Here is a 19,646-nt window from a genome sequence, read left to right as displayed (position 1 = left end):
GGTTCGGGGCTACGGGATGAGGAGGAGCTTTCCGGAGGTGCGGCGGGAGGCCAGGTCGGTGTGCGCACGGTGCGCCTCGGCGAGGGGGTAGGTGCCCGCGACGGTGAACGTCAGCGTGCCGTCGGCGATCCCCCGGAACACCTCGCCCGCCCGCCGTTCGAACTCCTCGACGGTGGCCCGGAAGTGCTCCAGGTAGGGCCGGGTCAGGGTCAGCGAGCCGCCCCACAGCAGCCGCATCACGTCGACGGGCGGCACGGCGCCGCTGGCGCCCCCGAAGAGGACCAGCGTGCCGCGGGTGCGCAGCGAGGCGAGGCTCGCGTCGAAGGTGGCGGCGCCGACGCCGTCGTAGACCGCGTGGACGCCCTCCCCGCCGGTGAGCGCGCGGACCTCGGCGGCCAGGTCGTCGGTCTCGGCGTAACGGATGACCGCGTCGGCGCCGTTGGCGCGGGCGGTGCGTTCCTTGACCTCCGTGGACACCGTGCCGATGACGCGGACTCCGCGCCGCTTGAGCATCTGGGTGAGCAGCAGGCCGACACCGCCGGCGGCGGCGTGGACGAGGACCGTCTCGCCCTCCCGGGCCGGGTAGGAGTCGTGGGCGAGGAAGTGGGCGGTCATGCCGTGGACGAGCACGCCGCCGGCCGTCCGCAGGTCGATCGCGTCGGGCACGACGATGGCCTTGTCCTCGGGCACGACGACCCGGTCGGCGTAGCTGCCCAGGACGGTCGTCCAGGCGACCCGGTCGCCGGGCCGGAACCGGCTCACCCCGGGGCCGGTGGCCAGGACGACTCCCGACCCCTCTTCGCCGGGCACGCACGGCACGGGCAGCGGATAGCGGCCCTCGCGGCGGTAGAGGTCGATGAAGTTCACTCCCGCCGCCGCGAGTTCGACGAGGATCTGTCCCTCGCCCGGCTCGGGATCGGGCTTCTCCACGTAGAGCTGGACCTCGGGTCCGCCGGTCTCGCGGATCTCGATCGCACGCATCAGTCCGTTCCCTTCACTCCGGTCAGTTCCACCTGGTAGGCACGTGTCCAGTCGTCCAGCCGGACGGTGGACTCCACGAGGATCCGCTCGAACTCCGACAGGCTGCCCGTGGCGGTCCTGACGGCCGTCCGCCGCACCGCGTCCCCGTCGAGGAACGGGCTCAGCGGCGCTCTGGCGTCGGTGGCCGCCGCGGTGAGGCCCGTGATCAGGGCGCGGTCGTAGGCGGGATCCTGGATGGAGGGGTAGGCGGCCTTCTTGCGGCGCAGCACCGACTCCGGCAGCAGGTCGTCCGCGGCGGCGCGCAGCAGGGCCTTCTCCTGGCCACTGAAGGTCTTCATCTCCCAGGGGACGTTGAAGACGTATTCGACGAGGCGGTGGTCGCAGAACGGCACCCGGCCCTCCAGCCCGCTCGCCATGCCCATCCGGTCCTTCTTGTCGAGCAGGATGGGCAGCCACCGGGTCAGCGTCAGGTGGCCCAGTTCCCGCGTCCGCCGGGCCTCCGCGTCCTCGCCGTCGAGGCGGGGCACCTCGGCCAGGGCGGTGCGGTAGAGGTCGGCCTCGTACGTGCCGAGGTCGATGCCGTCGACGAACCAGGGGTGGAAGAGCGAGCGGGGGTCGAGGCCGCGGTGGGCGCCCAGCTTGAGCCAGGGGAAGGTCTCCGCGCGCCGCGCCTCGGGGTCGGAGAACCACAGGTAGCCGCCGAAGACCTCGTCGGCGCCCTCCCCGGACAGCGCGACGGTCGCGTGCTCGCGGACGGCGGCGAACAGCAGGTACAGGGAGACGTCCAGGTCCGCGAAGTTGAACGGCAGGTCCCAGGCGCCGAGGACGGTGCGGCGCACGGCCGGGTCGAGCAGGCCGGCGCGGTCCAGGACGATGGGGTGGTGGTCGCTGCCGACGTGCCGGGCGACTTCGAGGGCGTACGGGCCGTCCGGGGTGGGGCGGATGGCGTCGGCCCGGAAGTTCTCGGTGTGGCCGGCGAAGTCGACGGAGAAGGTGGCGAGCCGGCCGCCGTCGGCGGCTCGGGCGCGGGCCGCGAGGGCGGTGACCGTGCTGGAGTCCAGGCCGCCCGACAGCAGCGACACCAGCGGCACGTCGGCGACCATCTGGCGCGGGACGATGTCGTCGAGCAGGTCGCGAACGGTGGCGACGGTGGTCTTCAGGTCGTCGGTGTGCGGGCGGGACTCCAGGGCCCAGTAGCGCCGCTCGGTGATGCCCGCGCGGCTCACCCGCAGCAGGTGGCCCGGCTTGACCTCGCGCATGCCGCGGAAGGGCACGCGGCCGGGGGTGCGCAGGAACAGCAGGGCGTCGCAGAGCTCCTCCGCCCCGGCCTCGGCCCGCGCCAGGGGGTGGGCGAGGACGGCCTTGGGCTCGGAGCCGAAGAGCACGCCGCCGGGCGTGGGGTAGTAGAAGAGCGGCTTGACGCCCAGCCGGTCCCGGGCGAGCAGCAGTTCCTCGCGGGCGGTGTCCCAGATGGCGATGGAGTACATGCCGTTGAGCCGGCGGACGAAGTCCTCGCCCCACTGCAGGTAGGCGCGCAGCGCCACCTCGGTGTCGCTGCGGGTGGTGAACCGGTGCCCGAGCAGGACGAGTTCCTCACGCAGTTCACGGAAGTTGTAGACCTCGCCGCCGTACGAGATCACCGCCCGCGGCAGGTCCCCGCGGCCGGGTTCGGGGGTGCGCATCGGCTGCGTGCCGTGCTCGAGGTCGATGACGGACAGCCGCCGGTGTCCCAGCGCGGCATGGCTGTCCAGCCAGGTGCCGCGGGCGTCCGGCCCTCTGGCCGCGAGGGTGTCGGTCATGGCGTCGACGACCGTGGATTCGGCCGTGAGGTCGCGGGTGAAGTCGACCCATCCCGTGATGCCACACATGGCTTCTCGCTCTCTTTCGTCGTCAGGTCGTCAGGGCGTCAGTCGGTGAGCGCCGGGTCGCGCCATGGGCCCCTGCGCCAGCCGTCGAGGTCGTAGTCGTCGAGGCACTCCTGCACCAGGGCTTCGTAGCGGGCGAGGCTGCCGCGCCGGGTCGCCCACTTCAGGGCGTCCAGCCGGACCTGCTCGCCGTTGCCCGAGTAGTTGCGTTCGTACAGCTCGTGCCGGCCGCCGAACTCGGTGCCGATCGCGTCCCAGACCAGCTTGAGCAGCTTGATGCGGTCCACGGCGCCGGTGTCCGAGCCGCGGTAGAAGCGGTCGATCAGCGGGCGCAGCTCGGGGTTGGTCAGGTCGCGGGCGCTGGAGGGCACCGCCAGGGGCGAGCCGCCCAGTGTGGTCTCGAACAGTTCGTGGACGCGGTCCCACACCTGGGCGTTGTACATCCGCATCGCGGAGGCGTGTTCCAGGCGGGGGACGACCGTGCCGCCGCTGCCCGGCTCGGGGTCGTACGCCATCGCGGACGTCAGCGCCCACACCATGTCCCGCATGGTGATGATCTCGCCGACGGCGGCCTGGACCCCGCGGAACGCGTCGGTGCCGTTGGCCCTGGTGCCGCGGGAGAGCAGGCCGGCCATGAGTTCCAGCTTGACGCTCAGCCGGGTGCCGGACTGGAAGTTGTAGAGGTTGGGGAAGCCGGAGGTGGCGTAGAAGCCCGTCGCCCGTTCGATGTCCCGGTGGACGAGCACGTCCTCCCAGGGGATGAGCGCCTCGTCCAGCAGGAGCACGCTGTCGTTCTCGTCGAACCGGCTGCTCAGCGGGGCGTCGAAGGGGCCTGCGGCGGCCTGTGCGTAGGAGGTGCGGCTGATCAGTTTCACCCCGGGGTTGTCCATGCGGACGAAGAAGACCAGGGCGAACGCCTCCGCCTTGCCGGGTGCGAGGACCGCCGAGCCGACGGGGGCGACGAAGCCGGCGTTGGTGATGGCCGAGCCGGTCGCCAGCATCTTCGCTCCGCTGACCACCACGCCGGCGTCCGTCTCGCGCACGGCGCGCACGAAGACGTCCTCCATGTCGTGGATGGCGCGCTTGCGGTCGACCGGTGGATTGATGATGACGTGGTTGAGGTACAGCGCCCTGCTCGTGAACTCGCGGTACCAGGCGGTGGCGTTGGCGGCGTACGGGCCGTAGTAGTCGGCGTTGACGCCCAGGCCGGCCATGAAGGAGGCCTTGTACTCTGGCGTGCGCCCGAGGAAGCCGTAGCTCATCCGCGCCCAGGTGGCGATGGCCTCGCGGGCCTCGACCAGCTCCGCAGCCGAGCGGCTGGGCTTGAAGAACTTGTGGGTGCGGATGCCGGTGTCCTGGTCGACGCCGGTGAGGACGTCGGCGGTCGCCGGGTCGTGCAGGGCGTCGTAGAGCCGGGCGACCGACAGGGCGGAGTTGCGGAAGGCGGGGTGGCGGGTGACGTCCTTGACGCGCTCCCCGTCCAGGTACACCTGGCGGCCGTCGCGCAGGCTCTCCAGGTACTCCTCGCCGGTCATCAGGGTGTTGTCGGTGTTCATCGGACCAGCCCCGGGTTGTCCAGGGGCGGGGTGCCGAGCACCTGCACCCGGCGCAGGTGCCGCGGGGCGCCGCTGGTGAAGGCGTTGCGGCCGTGCAGCAGGGTGTAGTTGTCGGTGATCACCAGGTCGCCGGTCCGCCAGCTGTGGGCATACAGGTGCGCGGGGTCGTACAGGGCCGCGCGCAGGCTGCGGTGGACCTCGGCGAGCTCGTCGTCCGGGACGCCGGAGAACGTCAGGTCGGGGTGGTTGACGAAGTCGCTGTCGTCGGCGGCGGTGGGCTCGTTGTAGCGGATGACCGGGGCGCCGTGCGTGGGGTGGGCGGTCACGAGCGGGGAGACGGTGACGCTGTCGTAGTACTCCATCGCGCGGTGGTAGGTGCCGGTCACCTTCGACCAGCGCTCGACCGTGCGGGGGTCGGTGTGCTCGAGCACGGCGGTGGTGTGGGAGAAGGTGGTCTCGCCGCCTTCGCCCGCGCCGGGTGCGTGGACGCACTGGAACACCTGGAACTCCGGTATGTGGTCGCGGTACATGCCGTCCCAGTGCATCGGCATGTAGCTGGAGTCGAATATGTGGTCCTCGGGCCGTTCCTTCTCGACCAGTTCGAGGACCGTGCCGAAGGGCCAGACGCTGGGTTCGCCCCACAGCTCGCAGTAGGCGGACAGCTCGTCGGGGCCGTCGAAGGGCTCGAAGCCGCGCAGCAGCAGGACATGGTGCGCGCGGACGAGCGAGCGCAGGGCCGGGACGTCGAGGTCCGTGACGCGCGCCCCGGGTTCGGGGGCCCGGATCGCCACCCCGAAGGGTTCGACGGGTGTGACGTCGTACCGGCTCAGGGCCGGTACGTCGCGGTCATCGGTCATGGTGTTCTCCTGAGGGCGTGAGGGCGTACGGGCCCGGGCGGGCGACGCCGTGGGGACCGGGGACGGGGCGCGCGTCACGCGCAGGCCGCGTCCTCGAAGGACTCGCGGCGCGCGGGGGCGGGCGTGGCGAGGCCGGTGCCGGCGGGCTCCATGGCGTAGAAGCTGGGGCGCCCGGCCACGTAGGCGAGCCTGGCGCCCGCCTGTTCGGCGTCGGCGCGCTTCATGAGCGTGAAGCGTCCTCCGGACCGGACGGCGACGCTGTGCCAGGGAGTCAGCCAGGCGTCGGGAGTGTCCGCGAGCAGCATGCCGATCTTGTCCGTGGCGCACGGCTGGGGGTGGATCGACAGGCGGACGGCGTCCGGGAAGAGCTCGTCGAGCAGGTGGCCCCACGCCCGGCTGCGCTGGATGACGCGGTAGGCGAGCTCCCGGCACCTGCGCTGCAGGGCGGAGCGGGTGCCGGTGTAGTCGGGGGTGGAGAGGTCCTCCAGCATGAAGCGGGTGATGCCGCGGTACATCGCCAGCGGCGCGCCGCCGCCGCGTACCTCCTCGCGCAGTTCCTCCAGCGTCGGGGCGTGGCCGGCGGAGAGCATGGCGCGCATGTCCTCGTGCCCGGCGCCGCGGTGGACCTCGTCGAGGGTGAACTGCTCGAGGTGGGTGGCCCCGATCCGGGTGATCATGCGGTCGAGGGCCCGTACGTAGCCGGTGACGTCCTCGTCGGCGACGCCGAGCAGGTCGTTGAAGACCCGTCCGTCGGAGCAGATGAGGATGGCGGCGCCCGGGGGGTACACCTCGGCGATGCGCTCGCACAGCCCGTTGAGGAAGCGCAGCGCGAGTTCCTCGGCCAGGTCCGGCAGGGGGCCGAGCACCTTGGCGGGGTTGGGGGACTTCGTGGGGAACGCCGGCAGGACGAACTCGATGCGCCGGCCGCTCGCCATCGCCCCGCGCACCGCCTCCAGGTGGTGGCTCACGCACCGCGGGCAGACCTCCCCCGCACAGCCTCCGTCGCGCAGTCTGCGCTGGTGGGACAGGACCTCCCGCAGCACGTCGACGGCGGCCGGATCGATATCGGGTGCGGCAACGTCGGACACCGCGCCTCCCTTCGTGGACTGGGTACCACCGTGGTCGGCGAGCGCATGAGAAACGCACAAAGGCGCGCGGCGGCCCCTCAGCGCACGGCGAAGGGACACTCCGACGGGTCCTCGGGGCCGCGTCCCGGCGGGGTGGCGGCCCGTGCCAGGTCGCCGAGCTCCCGGCGTGCGGTCTCGGCCCAGAAGGGCATGCGCAGGACGCGGAAACCGGTCAGCGCCTCGGCGAGCCGGCTCGTCGCCCGGGCGGTCTCCCCCAGGGCGGCGTGGGCCTTGCCGAGCCAGTAGGAGGTGAGGGCCTCGCCCCGGCGTTCGCCGAGCTCGGTGAAGATCGACGCCGCCTCGGCGAGCGGGCCCAGCGCCCTCGGCGCCTGGTCGGAGCCGAGGCGGACGTGGATCCGCCCGAGCGTGACCAGCGCGTACGCCTCGCCCGGGCGGTGCCGCACCATCCGGTAGCCGGCGAGGGCCCGGTGGGTCTGCCGGGCGGCCCGGCCCAGGCGGCCGCGGCCGATCTCGGCGACGGCCAGCAGCTGCAGGACGTCGGCGAGCAGGAGCGGGTGGCCGAGCCGCTCGGCCGTCTCCAGGGCCGGTTCCAGGGCCAGGACGGCCTCGGCCTGGCGCCCCAGGCAGACGAGCGCGTAGCCGAGGCTGCGCAGGGCGAGGATGCGGCCGTGCGCGTCACCGAGCCGGCTCATGGCCTCGGCGGCCGACCGGGCGTCGTCGTGGGCGAGTTCGGCCATGCCCCGGTCGGCCACCGCGAAGCTCCGGTGGGTGCGCAGGCGGGCGGCGTGATGCGGCTCGCCCAGCGCGTCCAGCCGCTCGACGGCCTGCTCCCAGCGGGTCACGGCGTCGTCCACGTGGCCGCGCACGGCGCGGGCCCGGGCCAGGGAGCCCTGGGCGACCGCGACGGCGACGGGGTCGCCGTCGGCTTCGGCGCGGTCGAGCGCGGCCCGGGCCACCCGGTCCCACTCGTCCCACCAGTTCCGCAGGTGGCAGACGTCCTCGAGGGCGGAGGCGAGGGCGGCCACGTGCGGCCCGTGGCCGGTGGCGGCGGCGAACTCGACCAGGGTGACCAGGCCGTCCCGTTCGCTCTCCAGCCATCCGACGAGGTCGCCCGGGCCGCCCCGGACCAGGTCGCCCGGCTCGCCCCGGATGAGCTGGTCGCCGGCCGCCCGGACCCGGGTCAGGCAGGCGTCCAGGACCCGGGCCGTGGCCTCCCGCCGCCAGTGGGGCGGCTCCTCGGCCAGGGCCCGTTCCGCCGCGTAGGCGTGCAGCAGGTCGTGGGTGCGGTAGCGCGGCCGGCCCTGGGCGTCGGCGCCCTCGGCCTGGACGAGGTGCGCGTCGAGGAGCACGTCGAGCACGGCGGAGGGCGCGCCCCCGTGGGATCCGTCGTGGTCGTCGGCGTCCAGCAGGGCGGCCAGCGCCCAGCCGGGGAATCGCGGTGAGGGGAGCAGGCCGATGGCGCGGAAGGCCCTTGCCGCGTCGGCGGGCAGGCCGCGGTACGCGGTGGCGACGGCGGCGCGCACGGCGGGGTCGTCCGGGGCGGAGTCGTCCGGGGCGGGGTCCGCCGGCGTGTCGTGCGCGCCGGCGAGCCGGTCGGCGAGGCAGCTCACGCGCCAGTGCGGGCGGACGGCGAGCGCCGCTCCCGCGACCCTCAGGGCCAGGGGCAGGCCGGCGCAGCCGGCCACGACCCAGTCGGTGGCCTCGGGTTCGGCCTCGAGCCGGTGGGGTCCGGCCGTGCGCCGCAGCAGCAGGCGCGACTCCGCGTCGTCGAGGGGGGCGACGTCGACGATGTGGGCGCCCGCCGCGACGGCCGGCCGGGTTCTGCCGGTGACCAGGACCGCGCAGCCGGGGATGCCGGAGAGCAGCGGGCGTATCTGGTCCTCGTCGCGCGCGTCGTCGAGCACCACCAGCACCTTGCGGCCGGACAGCAGCAACCGGAGCATCGCGGCCCGGTCCACCGTCACCTCGGGCAGGGAGGAGGCGGCGACGCCGAGGCTGCGCAGCAGCTCCGCCAGGACGGCGCCGGCCGGGCGCCGAGGGCCGCGGGTGCCGTCCAGGCGCAGGAAGAGGCGGCCGTCGGGGAAGGCGTGGCGCAGGAGGTGGGCGAGCCGGACGGCCAGGGCGGTCTTGCCGACGCCGGGCGGGCCGGTGAGGATCACCACCGGGGCGGCGGGTGAGGGCACGCCGGGGGCCGGGGCGGCCACGGGCGGCGCGGCGGTGGGTTCCAGGAGCGCGGCGGCCCGGGACATCACCAGGTCGCGTCCGACGAAGTCGGCGATGTCGGCCGGGAGTTGGCTGACGGTGCGCCAGGCGGGCAGGGGCCGGGCGGGCCGTACGGGGGCGGGCGCGGTGCCCAGCGCGGGGTCGCGGACGAGCACCGCGCGGTGCAGCCGGCGGAGTTCGTCGCCCGGTTCGAGCCCGAGCTCCTCGCGCAGGGCGGCGCGGGCGAGCGCGTAGGACCTGAGCGCGTCGCCGGGGCGGTGGCTGCGGTACTGGGCGAGCATCAGCTTGGCCCACAGCGACTCGCGCAGCGGGTGCAGGGCCGTCTGCTCGCGCAACATCGCCGCCGCCTCGCGGTGTTCGCCCAGCGCCAGGCGCGCCTCGGCGTAGTCCTCGACGACGGTCAGCCGTGCCTCCTCGAGGCGGACGGCCTCGATGTGCAGGGCTTCGTTGTGCGCCACGCCGTCGAAGGCGTCGCCGCGCCAGAGGTCGAGCGCCTCCCGCAGGTGGCAGGCCGCCCTGTTGTGGTCGGCGGCGGCGAGTGCCTTGCGGCCGCGCGCGGCGAGGTCCTCGAACCGGTGGAGGTCCAGTTCGTCCGGCCGTACGCGCAGCTGGTAGCCGCGGTGGCCGAGGCCGAGGCGGTCCTCGCCGGAGCCGGGGCCGAGCGTCTTGCGGAGCGCGGCGACGTAACTGCGGACGTTGGCCTGGGCGGACGCGGGCGGCGCCTGGCCCCAGATCGCGTCGCACAGGCGGTCCGCGGTCACCGGGATGTCGGCGTTGACCAGCAGGGTGGCGAGGAGGGTCCGCTGCCTGGGGCCGCCCAGCGGCAGGGTTCGGCCGTCGGCGACGGCTTCCAGGGGCCCCAGCACCTTGAACTCGACGCGCGGAAGCTCCACCGCCCGGACCGCCCCTTCTCGTCGGCTGCACGGCGCGGGGCGCGCGTGAGTGCCCCGTCGCCCGTGTTCGTCGCACAGCGAACAATGTCCGACAACCCTATGGGCTATGCGGTGCCCCGACTTCCACTTGCGGCACGCCCGGCACTCGCGACACCGCGGCCGTGACGCCTCGGCGCGGCGGTCGTTCATCATGGCGGGTGCACGAAAGCCTGCCGGGCCGCCGGACGTCGTCCCGGCGGTCCGGCAGGCGCACCGTCTCCGTCGAGGCCGAGAGGCCGTCAGCTCCGCGTGTCCCCGAGGGACTCCAGGAGGTCCCGGAGCACCTCGGCGAGGTCGTCGCACCGCTCGGGGGCGACGGCGGCCAGGAGCCGGTTCTCGGTGTCGATGTGGTCGGGCAGGGCCCGGTCGATGAGGGCGCGCCCCTCGTCCGTCAGGGAGACGACCACGCTGCGGCCGTCCGACGCGCTGGGTGTGCGCGTCACGAGCCCGCGCCCCTCGAGCCGGTCGAGGCGCTGGGTGATGGCCCCCGAGGTGACCATGGACTCCCGCATCAGCTCGGCGGGGGTCAGCCGGTGGGGCCGGTCGCTGCGGCGCAGGGTGGCGAGGACGTCGAAGGACGCGGCGTCGAGGTCGTGCGCGGCGAAGGTGCGGCGCAGCTCGGTGTTGATCAGCAGCGAGAGCCGCTTCAGCCGCCCGATGACCGCCATCGGCGATACGTCCAGGTCGGGGCGCTGACGGGCCCACTGCTCGAGTACATGGTCGACGTGATCTGCCACGCCGCCATCGTAAGTCAATGTCTTAGCGGTGAGGTACATCACGGGGAGATCGGGCGCCGACTTGCTTAGCGCTGAGATACATTTGCTTAGTGCTAAGCAATCAACTCAAGGTCGTCTCCGCGACCGCACTGGCCCCTGCCGTCTGGGGCAGCACCTACCTCGTCACCACCGAACTCCTGCCGCCGGGCCGCCCCTTGCTGGCCGCGACGGTCCGGGCGCTGCCGGCCGGCCTCGTCCTGGTCGCCCTCACGCGGCGGCTGCCGCACGGGGACTGGTGGTGGCGGGCGCTGGTGCTCGGCGCCCTCAACATCGGCGGATTCTTCGCCCTGCTGTTCGTCGCCGCGTACCGGCTGCCCGGTGGCGTCGCGGCCACCGTCGGCGCCGTACAGCCCCTGCTGGCGGCCGGCCTGGCGGCCGCGCTGCTCGGCGAGCGGCTGACCGCGCGCACGGCGGCGGCCGGCATCGCCGGTGTGGCCGGCATCGCCCTGCTCGTCCTGCGGGCGGACGCCCGGCTGGACGCCACGGGAGTGGCGGCCGCGGCCGGGGGCGCGGTCGTCATGGCCACCGGAGTCGTGCTCAGCAAGCGGTGGACGTCGCCCGCGCCCCTGCTGGCGACGACGGGCTGGCAGCTCACCGCGGGCGGCCTGCTGCTCCTGCCCGTCGCCCTCCTCGTCGAGGGCCGGCCGCCCACGCCGACCGGCGCGAACCTGGCGGGCTACGGCTACCTCGCCGTCATCGGCACCGCCGTGGCCTACGCCCTGTGGTTCCGGGGCATACGGGCCCTGCCCCCGACCAAGGTGGCCTTCCTCGGCCTGCTCAGCCCCATGGTCGCCACCGCGCTCGGCTGGCTGGCGCTCGGCCAGGACCTCAGCGCACCGCAGATCCTGGGCGGCCTCGTCGTCCTGGCCGCCCTCGTCGCCGCGCAGACCTCCGCGCCCGCGACCGCCCGCCGGTCCAGCGACCCGTCCGACGACCGGTCCGGCACCCACCGCCTTTCCTCTCCCTCTCCCTCTCCCTCTCCCTCTCCCTCTCCCTCTCCCTCTCCCTCTTCCTCTGCAAGGAGCTGATCCGTCATGCGCATCACCGTCTTCGGAGCCACCGGAAACGTCGGCGGCCGCACCGTGGCCGAGGCACTGTCCCGCGGCCATGAGGTCACCGCCGTCGTACGCGACCCCGCCCGCTCCGGCGGGCTTCCCCCCGCCGTGACGGTCCGCACGGGCGACGCCCGCGACGCCGACGCCGTGGCGGCGCTCAGCGCCGGGCAGGACCTCGTCATCAGCGCCACCCGCCCGGCATCCGGCAGCGAGGACCAACTCGCCGCCGCCACCCGGGGGCTGCTGTCCGGGCTCGCCCGGACCGGCGTCCGCCTGCTGCTCGTCGGCGGCGCCGGCAGCCTGACCGTACCCGGAGGCACCGGCACCGTGATCGACGATCCCGCGCTCGTCCCGCCCTCCGTGCGGCCCATCGCCCTGGCCTGCGGCGAGCAACTCGCCCTCTGCCGCGCCGAGACCGTCGTCGACTGGGCCTACCTGAGCCCGTCCGCCCTGCTGGAGCCGGGGCAGCGCACCGGCGCGTACCGGCTGGGAGCCGACGAGTTGCTCGTCGACGACCGGGGTGTCTCACAGATCTCGATGGAGGACCTCGCCGTGGCCCTCCTGGACGAGGCCGAAAGCCCCCGCCACCACCGCACGCGGTTCACCGTCGGGTATTAGGGCCCGCCGGGGCGCAACCTCCTCCAGGAGGGCACCGGTCAGCCGAACGATCTAGGGGCCACATGGTCATCGCGGACGATGCCCGTCCGCACTCCCGGCGCCGAGGATGCCGAGGGGCGGGATCGTCCCGGCAACCGGCGTCAACGGGAGTGGAAACATGGCAGACATGACGCGTCGCGGCGTTCTGGCGGGCGCGGCGTTATGGGGCGGCAGCACGGCCGCCGGACTCGTGGCGCAGGGCGTCGCGGCGCCGCAGGCGGCCGCCGCACCAGGGGCCGCTCCGGCTCCGGCGACGGACCCGGTCACCGTCGCTCCCGGCGACCCGCGCTATCCGTCCCTCACCCACCGCGGCTGCAACGCCCGCTTCGTCGGCCGACCCGACTACGTCCGCGTGGTGAGCACCACCGAACAGGTCGTCGACGCGGTGCGGCAGGCGGTCCGGGAGGGCAGGCGCATCGCCGTGCGCAGCGGCGGGCACTGCTTCGAGAACTTCGTCGACGACCCGGCCGTACGGGTCGTGATCGACCTCTCCCCCATGTCGGCCGTGTACTACGACGCGCGGCGCAAGGCGTTCGCGGTCGAGCCCGGCGCGCTCCTCGGCGAGGTGTACCGCAAGCTCTTCCTGGGCTGGGGCGTGACCATCCCGGCGGGCGCCACCGCCGAGGTCGGGGTCGGCGGGCACGTCCTGGGCGGCGGGTACGGCGCGCTGTCGCGCCGGTACGGGCTGTCGGTCGACCATCTCCACGCCGTCGAGGTCGTGGTGGTGGACAAGGCGGGGAACGTCGGGAGCGTGGTGGCCACCCGGGACCCCGCGGACCCGAACCACGATCTGTGGTGGGCGCACACCGGCGGCGGGGGCGGCAACTTCGGCGTGGTGACCCGCTACTGGTTCCGCGACCCGGCGGCCGGTGGCAGCGACCCCGCGCATCTGCTGCCGAGGGCCCCGGAGGCCGTGACCAGCTTCTACGCCTCCTGGTCATGGAAGGACCTGGACCAGCGCGCGTTCACACGGCTGGTGCGCAATCACGGCAGCTGGCACGAGCGGAACAGCGCGCCCGGCTCGCCCTCCGCGGGGCTGTTCAGCGTGCTGATGCTCAACACGCGCAAGGCCGGCTCCGTCACCCTGGCCGGGCTCCTGGACTCCACCGGCCCCGGCGCGCAGCGGCTGCTGGACGACTATGTGGCGGCGGTCGGCCGGGCAGTGGACGCGAAGCCGGCCCGGGACCACGAGAGCGTGCCGTGGCTGCAGGCCGCGGGCGCGGTGCAGGAGAGCGCCCCCGCGCGCTTCAAGGCCAAGGCCGCCTATCTGCGCCGGCGCTTCACCGACCGTCAGATCGACGTCGTCCACGACCGGTTGTCCGGCACGGCGGGCGCCGGCCTCGACGGGTCGCTGTGGCTGGTCTCCTACGGCGGCCGGGTCAACACCGTCGCATCGGACGCGACGGCCGTCGCGCAGCGCGACTCGGTCCTCAAGGCGATCTACATGGCCGGCTGGGAGGCCGGGCAGGACGACGGGCCGCGCCTGGCGTGGGTGCGCGACTTCTACCGGTCCGTGTACGCGGACAGCGGCGGCGTGCCCGTGCCGGGCGGGATGAGCGACGGCTCCTTCGTCAACTACCCGGACACCGACCTGGCCGATGCCGCCCTGAACACCTCGGGCGTCCCCTGGCACACGCTCTACTACAAGGGCAACTACCCCCGGCTGCAGCGGATCAAGGCCCGGTGGGATCCGAAGGACGTGTTCCACCACGCGCTGTCCATCCGTCCTCCCCGATGACCGCGCGGCGCCGGGCGGGTGGCCCGTGTCCCCCACCGGCGCCTCGGCAGTGCCCTCGCGCCACCGCGACGTAGCACATTCGGATGAAGAGCGGTTGTTGTGTTGATTGGGGGGCATTGTCCCGGCATGCGCCCAGGGGCCCGGACCCGACCGCGGGCCGGGACCCGGCGAGATCCAGGAGGCACCGCCCATGTCCCGCTCGATGTCCCACCCGACGTCCCGCTCGTCCTTCCGCCTCGCCCTCCGTGTCCTCACCGCACTGCTGGCGGCTCTGTTCGCCGGCGCCCTCGCGGCCGGCCCGGTGGCCGCCGCGCCCCGCGCGGCCGCCACGACCACCGTGGTGATCGAGGGCTCGCCGGCCGTGTTCGTCCCCCGGACGGTCACGGTCAGGGCGGGTGACACGGTCCGCTGGATCAACAACGACAACGACACCCACACCACGACGTCCGACACGGACCTGTGGGACGCGGTGCTCGACCCCGGCCAGAGCTTCTCGCGGACGTTCCCGGCCGCGGGGACCTTCAGCTATCACTGCGCCATCCACCCGGAGATGACGGGCACCGTCATCGTGCAGTAGCGGGAGGTTCCGGCGGAGCGACCGAAGGGCGGCGGCATCCCGGTGTCGGGATGCCGCCGCCCTTGCGGTATTCGTCCGCTCGGTGCGCTTAGTAAGCGGAGTTGACGTTGTCCATCGAGCCGTACTTGTCGGCCGCGTAGTTACAGGAAGCGGTGATGTTGGCGACCGGGTCGTAGATGTCCCAGGACGTGCCCTCGACGTGATACGCCTTGAAGGTGGGGTCGATGATCTGCAGCAGACCCTTCGACGGCACACCGTTCACCGCGTTGATGTCCCAGTCGTTGATCGCACGGGGATTACCGGTGGACTCACGCATGATGTTGCGCTTGATGCCCTCGTACGAGGCCGGGATGCCCTTGGAGCGCAGGACGTCCAGCGACTCGCTGATCCAGCCGTCCAGGTTGTCGGCGTAGGCCTTCTTCGCCGGAGCGGCGGCCTTAATGGGCTTGCGCTCGGTGGAACGGCTCGCACGGTCCTCGTCGGCCTTCGCCTTCACGGCGGCACCGGCCTTGGCCTTGGCCTGGCCGGCGGCCGCGTCGGCGGCCTTGGCCAGCTCGGCGTCGTGCGTCTCACCGAAGGCCTGGGCGTTCTGCGCGACGGGCTTCACGGCAACCGACTGGGCGTCCGCGGCCGAGGCCTGCGGGACCAGGGCGAACGTCAGAGCGGCGGCGCCGGCAACGGTCACCAGACCGGTGACGGAGACCTTGTGAGCCTTGGACAGAGCGGTATAGCCGGAGATGGTGGAGCGCATAACGTGCTGAACCCTTCCAATCGCTTACGTCGCAATGGCCGTCAATGGCGCAAAAAGAGCGCCGTTTCTCGGTCGACGGCGCCGTGCGACTCGGCAATTGTTAGCGGCGCGAAAACCCGCTGGCAAAGGTGTGACCTACTATGCGCAATCGGAAAGGCAGGGGCGCGAACGGCGGGGAATTCCCATTTCGCACCCCGAGGGGGATCACTATTCGCTTTCGTAAGTGATCTGGCCCCTATGGGCGGCCTCACATCCGGGGCCCCCGCGGCGCACCGCGCGCGAGGGTGCGCGCACGGCGTGTGAGGGGCCTCAGCCGCGGTTGGCGCTGATGCAGAAGGGCTGGCCGGAGGGGTCCAGCAGCACCGTCCAGTGCTTGCCGCCGGGCTGGTGCTCGGGCTTGGTGGCGCCCAGGGAGACCAGGCGGTCCTCGGCGGCCTCGACGTCGTCGAAGCTCAGGTCGAGGTGGAAGACGAGCTCGTCCTGGGGCCAGTTCGGGGCCTCGAATCGCTCGGCCGTGTAGAAGACGTAACGCGTCGTGCCGTCGCTGATCATCGCTGCGGCATCGCCGTAGGTTTCGGTGACCTTCCACCCCAGGGCGGCGGCGTAGAACTCGGCGAGCGCCTTGCCGTCGTGGCCCCAGAAGGCCGCGCACTTCACCCGGGCCCCGTTGGCGGCCGTACCGGACGTATTGCTCATGGGGATCGCTGCTCCTCTTCGCAAGGGAAAACCAAGGGGTGACGGACATCCTCACGCCGAAGCGGGGCCCGTTCCGGTTGCGACACTAGGAGCGCTGCAGGACGGAGAGCGTCCTATATAGAGCGGGGCCCGCCCTCGGTGCGCCCGGGAGATGTCCGCCCGGATGACGGGCTCGATCTTGACTGCGAGACGAGACGTCTCGTATCTTCAAGGGGTCTTCACCGGCCACGGGAGGGAAACCCATGGAGCACTTCATCGACGCGGCACCCGGCATTCGCCTGTGGGCGGAGGAGCGCGGCGCCGCCGACGCCCCGCCGCTGCTGCTGATCATGGGGGCGCAGGCCTCCGGCACGGGCTGGCCGGAGGAGCTGGTGGACGCGCTCGCCGTCCACCACCGCGTGATCCGCTACGACCACCGCGACACGGGCCGTTCCACCTGGCCCTTCGAGCGGCAGCCGTACGCCATCGCCGACCTCGCGCGGGACGCCGTCGCGGTCCTGGACGGCCTGGGCATCGAACGCGCCCACGTCGCCGGCCTGTCGCTGGGCGGGATGCTGGCGCAGCTGCTGATCGCCGACCACCCCGGCCGCCTGCTCAGCGCCACGCTGATGGGTACGTGCGCGCTCAGCACCGCCCCCTACGCCCGCCCGGACGGCACCCTGGTCCCGGTCGCGGAGCTGCCCGGCATCGCGCCCGAGGTGCTGGAGATGTGGGCCCGGCCCGTCGAGGACCGGGGACTGGACGCCGAGCTGGAGCGGCGCGTCGAACACTGGAGGGTGCTGAGCGGCGGGCAACTGCCCTTCGATGCGGAGTACTTCCGCGCCCTCGAGCGCCGGGTCATCGAGCACACCGGGCACTACACCGTCAGCACCGCGCACGGCCGCGCCGACGACTCGGGGCTGCTGCGCACCGACGAGCTGGCCGCGAACCGCGTGCCCACCCTCGTCGTCGCCGCCCCCGCCGAACCGGTCTTCCCGCCGCCGCACCCGCAGCACCTCGCCCAGGCGGTCCGCGGGGCGCGCGTCGTGGAGATCCCGGGCATGGGCCACGCCCTGCCCCAAGAGGTCCTCGCCCCGCTCACGGCCGCGATCATCGGCCACACGACCGGGCGGCTCGCGGCCTGAGCCCGGCCTGAGCCCGCCCGGCGGACGGCCGCCCGAGGCCGCCCGGGCGGCGGCCTCACCCCCCGTACGTGGCCTGGGACTCACCCAGGACGGCCGCGAAGTCCCGGGCCAGGCGCGCCCCGTCGGACGGCGGCAGCTCGGCCGTGGTGATCCGCACTCCCGGCGCGGTGCCGATGCGGAAGCGGGCCCCGGCGGCGACCCACCAGCCGTGCGTGCGCAGCCCGTTGACGACGGCCGACTCGTCCCGCACCGGCACCCACACGTTCATGCCGCTCGCGCCGTGGGCCGCGATGCCGTGCCGCCCGAGTTCGGTGATCAGGGTCCGGCGCCGGCGCGCGTACTCCTCCCGTGCCCGCCCGACGAGCGCGTCCGTCGCGGCGTCCCCCATCAGGCCGAGCACCGTCTCCTGGAGCAGGTGGCTCACCCAGCCGGAGGTGAGCAGCAGCCGCCCGTCGTGCCGGGCCAGTGTGGTCGCGTCGCACGCGGCGGCCGCCCACCGCAGGTCCGTGCCCAGGTACTTCGTCACGGTCCGCACGTGCGCCCAGCGTGCGAGGCCGCCCCCGGTCACCGTGTGGAGGGGGGCTCCGGCGATCTCGGTGGCGAAGTCGTTCTCGATCACGAGCACGTCGGGGGCCTCGCGCAGGATGCCGGCGAGCGCGTCACGGCGTCCCGGCGAGAAGCACCCGCCGTACGGGTTCTGGGCGCGGGGGCTGCACACGACGGCCCGTACGCCCGCCCGGAGCGCGGCGCGCAGCGCCTCGGGGCGCATGCCCTCGTCGTCGACGGTGACCGCGACCGTGCGCAGGCCCATGGCCGTGACGAGGTCGAGCAGGTGGTGGTAGCCGGGGTCCTCCACGGCCACGGCGTCTCCCGGCCGGAGCTCGACGGACAGCAGCCGTCCGATCATGTCCAGCGCTCCGTGCGCGAAGGTGACGTGCCCGGCCGGGACGCCGTCGGCCGCGAGCCACTCGCGGACCGTCTCCTCCAGGCGCGGCAGCCGTGGCACCGAGCGGTGCGAGCGGGTGCCGGGCGAGAGGCGTACGGGCGGCACCAGGTCGGGCAGGAGGGCGGGGTTGGGGTGTCCTCCGGCCAGGTCGCGCAGGCCCTCGGGCACCTTCGGCGGCCGCCGCGACGCCACGCCGGGGCCCTGGGCGACGACCGTGCCGGCGCGGCCGCGGGTGACGACGATGCCGCGCTGCCGCAATTCCTTGTAGGCGGTCGCGACGGTGCCGGGGCTGACGCCGAGGTCGTCCGCAAGCCGGCGCACCGGCGGGAGGGCGGTGCCGGGGCCCAGGGCGCCTTCGGTCACGGCGCGTTCGACCGAGGCGGAAATGGCCTTGGCCGTACCGCCGGTGATCCCATATCGTATTGTCACGTAACTGATTATGTATCAATACATAGCCGACGGCAAGCGCTTCAGGCGTCTGACGTCGGACGAGGGATCAGGGGGGACGACGTGAGCCCGACACAGCGATGGGCCGCACTCACCGCGCGCATACCGGGAGGCCGGGACGGGCGGCGCATGCTCGCGGTCGCGCTGGTCGACCGCACCGGCAACGGCCTGTGGGCCGCGACCTCGGTGCTGTACTTCACCTATGTCACCCACCTGAGCGTGGCCCAGGTGGGCACGCTGGCGGCCGCCGCCGGGGTCGTCGGCGTCGCGGGTGCGCCGGTCGGCGGCCGGCTGGCGGACCGCCTGCCGCTCACCCGGGTGCTCGCCGCGTGCCAGGTGCTGCGCGCGGCGGCCGCCCTCGGGCTGCTGGTGACGACCGACTTCACGTCGCTGCTGGTGTGTTCGGCGCTCGCCGGGTTCGGCGACAGGGCGGCGAGCGTGCTCACCAAGCTGTACGGCACCCGCGTCGCGGGGGCCGAGCGCGTTCGCTACCAGGCGGTCAACCGCACGGTCGCCAACGTCGGCTGGGCCCTCGGCGGCCTCGGCGCGGCCGCCGCCCTCGCCGCCGGCACCACCACCGTCTACCGGATCCTGCTCCTCGGGGACTCCCTCTCCTTCGTCGCGGCCGCGCTGATCACCCTGAGCTGCGCCGAGGCCGCCGCCCCGGCCCGCATCGTCGCCGGCGGCAGCCGGCCCGCTCCCGGCGCCCGCACCACCAACCCCTGGCGCGACCGGACCTACCTGGCGTACGTGGCCACGGACACCGTGCTCTTCCTCGACGACGCGATCTTCAAGGTCGGCCTGTCCCTGTGGGCCGTCCACGCCACCGACGCCCCGCACGGCCTCGTCCCCCTGCTGATGGTCCTCAACAACGTGCTGGTCGTGGGGCTCCAGGTCCCGCTGGCCCGCTTCGGCGCCACGACGAGCGCGGCCCGCGGCCTCCTGCTGCCACTCTCCCTCACCTTCCTGGCCTCCGGCGTCGCCATGGCGGCCTCCGCCGTGGACGGGGCCGTGCCCGCGAGCATCGCCCTCACCGTGGCGGCCGCCGGCTTCACCCTCGCCGAAATGCTGCACGCCACCGTCTCCTGGGAACTGTCGGTCGCCCTCGCCCCCGAGGAGTCCCAGGGCTCCTACCTCGGCGTCCACGGCCTGGCCCAGGCGAGCCAGCGCGCCGTCGGCCCGCTGGCCGTCACCGCCGCCATCGCCACCGGCCCCCTGGGCTGGACCGCCTTCGGCACGGTCATCGCCGCCGCCTGCCTGGCCCAGCACCGCCTCGTCCGCCCCCGTCCCGAACCCTCCGCCCCGTCGCCGGCCGGACCGGCGGGCGGGGAGCCGCTCACCACCGGGCGAGCCCGGTCGGGTGACCTTGGGTGACGC

At 73.7% G+C, this 19,646-nt stretch carries 16 protein-coding genes; 6 read left to right on the top strand and 10 right to left on the bottom strand.

The genetic code is table 11. The features are described 5' to 3' along the window. Positions 1–9: 9 nt before the first annotated feature. The 7 genes from IE295_RS14255 to IE295_RS14225 form a co-directional block, all read right to left on the bottom strand. Positions 10–981 (bottom strand): quinone oxidoreductase family protein, encoded by a 972-nt coding sequence (locus IE295_RS14255; RefSeq protein WP_190063996.1) that lies wholly within the window; start codon positions 979–981, stop codon positions 10–12. Beyond that, entirely contained in the window at positions 981–2,849 is a 1,869-nt protein-coding gene (gene asnB, locus IE295_RS14250) for an asparagine synthase (glutamine-hydrolyzing) (protein ID WP_190063995.1), read from the bottom strand. Before asnB ends, IE295_RS14255 begins: the two co-directional genes overlap by 1 nt. 38 nt (positions 2,850–2,887) lie before the next feature. Then, complete coding sequence (locus IE295_RS14245) at positions 2,888–4,402, bottom strand: 4-hydroxyphenylacetate 3-hydroxylase family protein (RefSeq protein WP_190063994.1); 1,515 nt, start codon at positions 4,400–4,402, stop codon at positions 2,888–2,890. Next, positions 4,399–5,259 (bottom strand): TauD/TfdA dioxygenase family protein, encoded by an 861-nt coding sequence (locus IE295_RS14240; protein WP_190063993.1) that lies wholly within the window; start codon positions 5,257–5,259, stop codon positions 4,399–4,401. Before IE295_RS14240 ends, IE295_RS14245 begins: the two co-directional genes overlap by 4 nt. Before the next feature lie 74 nt (positions 5,260–5,333). After that, complete coding sequence (locus tag IE295_RS14235) at positions 5,334–6,347, bottom strand: L-tyrosine/L-tryptophan isonitrile synthase family protein (protein WP_224323589.1); 1,014 nt, start codon at positions 6,345–6,347, stop codon at positions 5,334–5,336. Between the two features lie 77 nt (positions 6,348–6,424). After that, complete coding sequence (locus tag IE295_RS14230) at positions 6,425–9,463, bottom strand: AfsR/SARP family transcriptional regulator (protein WP_190063992.1); 3,039 nt, start codon at positions 9,461–9,463, stop codon at positions 6,425–6,427. Positions 9,464–9,741: 278 nt separating this feature from the next. Beyond that, complete coding sequence (locus tag IE295_RS14225; RefSeq protein ID WP_190063991.1) at positions 9,742–10,239, bottom strand: MarR family winged helix-turn-helix transcriptional regulator; 498 nt, start codon at positions 10,237–10,239, stop codon at positions 9,742–9,744. Between the two features lie 89 nt (positions 10,240–10,328). Here IE295_RS14225 and IE295_RS14220 point away from each other — a divergent pair, with 89 nt between their 5' ends. From IE295_RS14220 to IE295_RS14205, 4 genes are all read left to right on the top strand, one after another. Beyond that, on the top strand, positions 10,329–11,306 hold the full coding sequence (locus IE295_RS14220; protein ID WP_190063990.1) for an EamA family transporter: 978 nt from the start codon (positions 10,329–10,331) through the stop codon (positions 11,304–11,306). A gap of 6 nt (positions 11,307–11,312) precedes the next feature. Then, a complete protein-coding gene (locus tag IE295_RS14215) occupies positions 11,313–11,951 on the top strand; it encodes an NAD(P)-dependent oxidoreductase (protein WP_190063989.1) in 639 nt (212 codons plus the stop codon). A gap of 157 nt (positions 11,952–12,108) precedes the next feature. After that, complete coding sequence (locus IE295_RS14210) at positions 12,109–13,728, top strand: FAD-binding oxidoreductase (RefSeq protein ID WP_190063988.1); 1,620 nt, start codon at positions 12,109–12,111, stop codon at positions 13,726–13,728. Positions 13,729–13,918: 190 nt separating this feature from the next. Beyond that, positions 13,919–14,305, top strand: coding sequence for a cupredoxin domain-containing protein (locus tag IE295_RS14205; protein WP_224323590.1), 387 nt, complete (start codon positions 13,919–13,921; stop codon positions 14,303–14,305). Positions 14,306–14,393: 88 nt separating this feature from the next. On the opposite strand, the gene IE295_RS14200 is transcribed toward IE295_RS14205, so the two are convergent. Together IE295_RS14200 and IE295_RS14195 are read right to left on the bottom strand one after the other, a co-directional pair. Then, on the bottom strand, positions 14,394–15,056 hold the full coding sequence (locus IE295_RS14200) for a transglycosylase SLT domain-containing protein (protein ID WP_190063987.1): 663 nt from the start codon (positions 15,054–15,056) through the stop codon (positions 14,394–14,396). A gap of 309 nt (positions 15,057–15,365) precedes the next feature. Continuing rightward, positions 15,366–15,752, bottom strand: coding sequence for a VOC family protein (locus IE295_RS14195; protein ID WP_190063986.1), 387 nt, complete (start codon positions 15,750–15,752; stop codon positions 15,366–15,368). A gap of 242 nt (positions 15,753–15,994) precedes the next feature. On the opposite strand from IE295_RS14195, the gene IE295_RS14190 reads away from it, so the two are divergent. Continuing rightward, positions 15,995–16,876, top strand: a complete 882-nt coding sequence (locus IE295_RS14190) for an alpha/beta fold hydrolase (RefSeq protein ID WP_190063985.1) — start codon at positions 15,995–15,997, stop codon at positions 16,874–16,876. 55 nt (positions 16,877–16,931) lie between these two features. On the opposite strand, the gene IE295_RS14185 is transcribed toward IE295_RS14190, so the two are convergent. Beyond that, positions 16,932–18,251 carry an aminotransferase class I/II-fold pyridoxal phosphate-dependent enzyme gene (locus tag IE295_RS14185; RefSeq protein WP_190063984.1) on the bottom strand — a complete coding sequence of 440 codons (1,320 nt, stop codon included), beginning with the start codon at positions 18,249–18,251 and terminating at the stop codon, positions 16,932–16,934. Positions 18,252–18,332: 81 nt separating this feature from the next. On the opposite strand from IE295_RS14185, the gene IE295_RS14180 reads away from it, so the two are divergent. Then, complete coding sequence (locus IE295_RS14180) at positions 18,333–19,643, top strand: MFS transporter (RefSeq protein WP_308013209.1); 1,311 nt, start codon at positions 18,333–18,335, stop codon at positions 19,641–19,643. Positions 19,644–19,646: the final 3 nt, after the last annotated feature.

Origin of the sequence: Streptomyces griseocarneus (genome assembly GCF_014655595.1) — a bacterium.
Lineage (GTDB): Bacteria > Actinomycetota > Actinomycetes > Streptomycetales > Streptomycetaceae > Streptomyces > Streptomyces griseocarneus.
The sequence above is the reverse complement of the archived record's forward strand: the minus strand, read 5'-3'. Positions and strand labels throughout refer to the sequence as shown.

Coding starts and splice junctions, on each gene's coding strand:
- asnB (WP_190063995.1), bottom strand. CDS start 2,849: ATGTGTGGCATCACGGGATGGGTCGACTTCACCCGCGACCTCACGGCC.
- IE295_RS14200 (WP_190063987.1), bottom strand. CDS start 15,056: ATGCGCTCCACCATCTCCGGCTATACCGCTCTGTCCAAGGCTCACAAG.
- IE295_RS14210 (WP_190063988.1), top strand. CDS start 12,109: ATGGCAGACATGACGCGTCGCGGCGTTCTGGCGGGCGCGGCGTTATGG.
- IE295_RS14215 (WP_190063989.1), top strand. CDS start 11,313: ATGCGCATCACCGTCTTCGGAGCCACCGGAAACGTCGGCGGCCGCACC.
- IE295_RS14240 (WP_190063993.1), bottom strand. CDS start 5,259: ATGACCGATGACCGCGACGTACCGGCCCTGAGCCGGTACGACGTCACA.
- IE295_RS14195 (WP_190063986.1), bottom strand. CDS start 15,752: ATGAGCAATACGTCCGGTACGGCCGCCAACGGGGCCCGGGTGAAGTGC.
- IE295_RS14255 (WP_190063996.1), bottom strand. CDS start 981: ATGCGTGCGATCGAGATCCGCGAGACCGGCGGACCCGAGGTCCAGCTC.
- IE295_RS14190 (WP_190063985.1), top strand. CDS start 15,995: ATGGAGCACTTCATCGACGCGGCACCCGGCATTCGCCTGTGGGCGGAG.
- IE295_RS14245 (WP_190063994.1), bottom strand. CDS start 4,402: ATGAACACCGACAACACCCTGATGACCGGCGAGGAGTACCTGGAGAGC.
- IE295_RS14205 (WP_224323590.1), top strand. CDS start 13,919: ATGTCCCGCTCGATGTCCCACCCGACGTCCCGCTCGTCCTTCCGCCTC.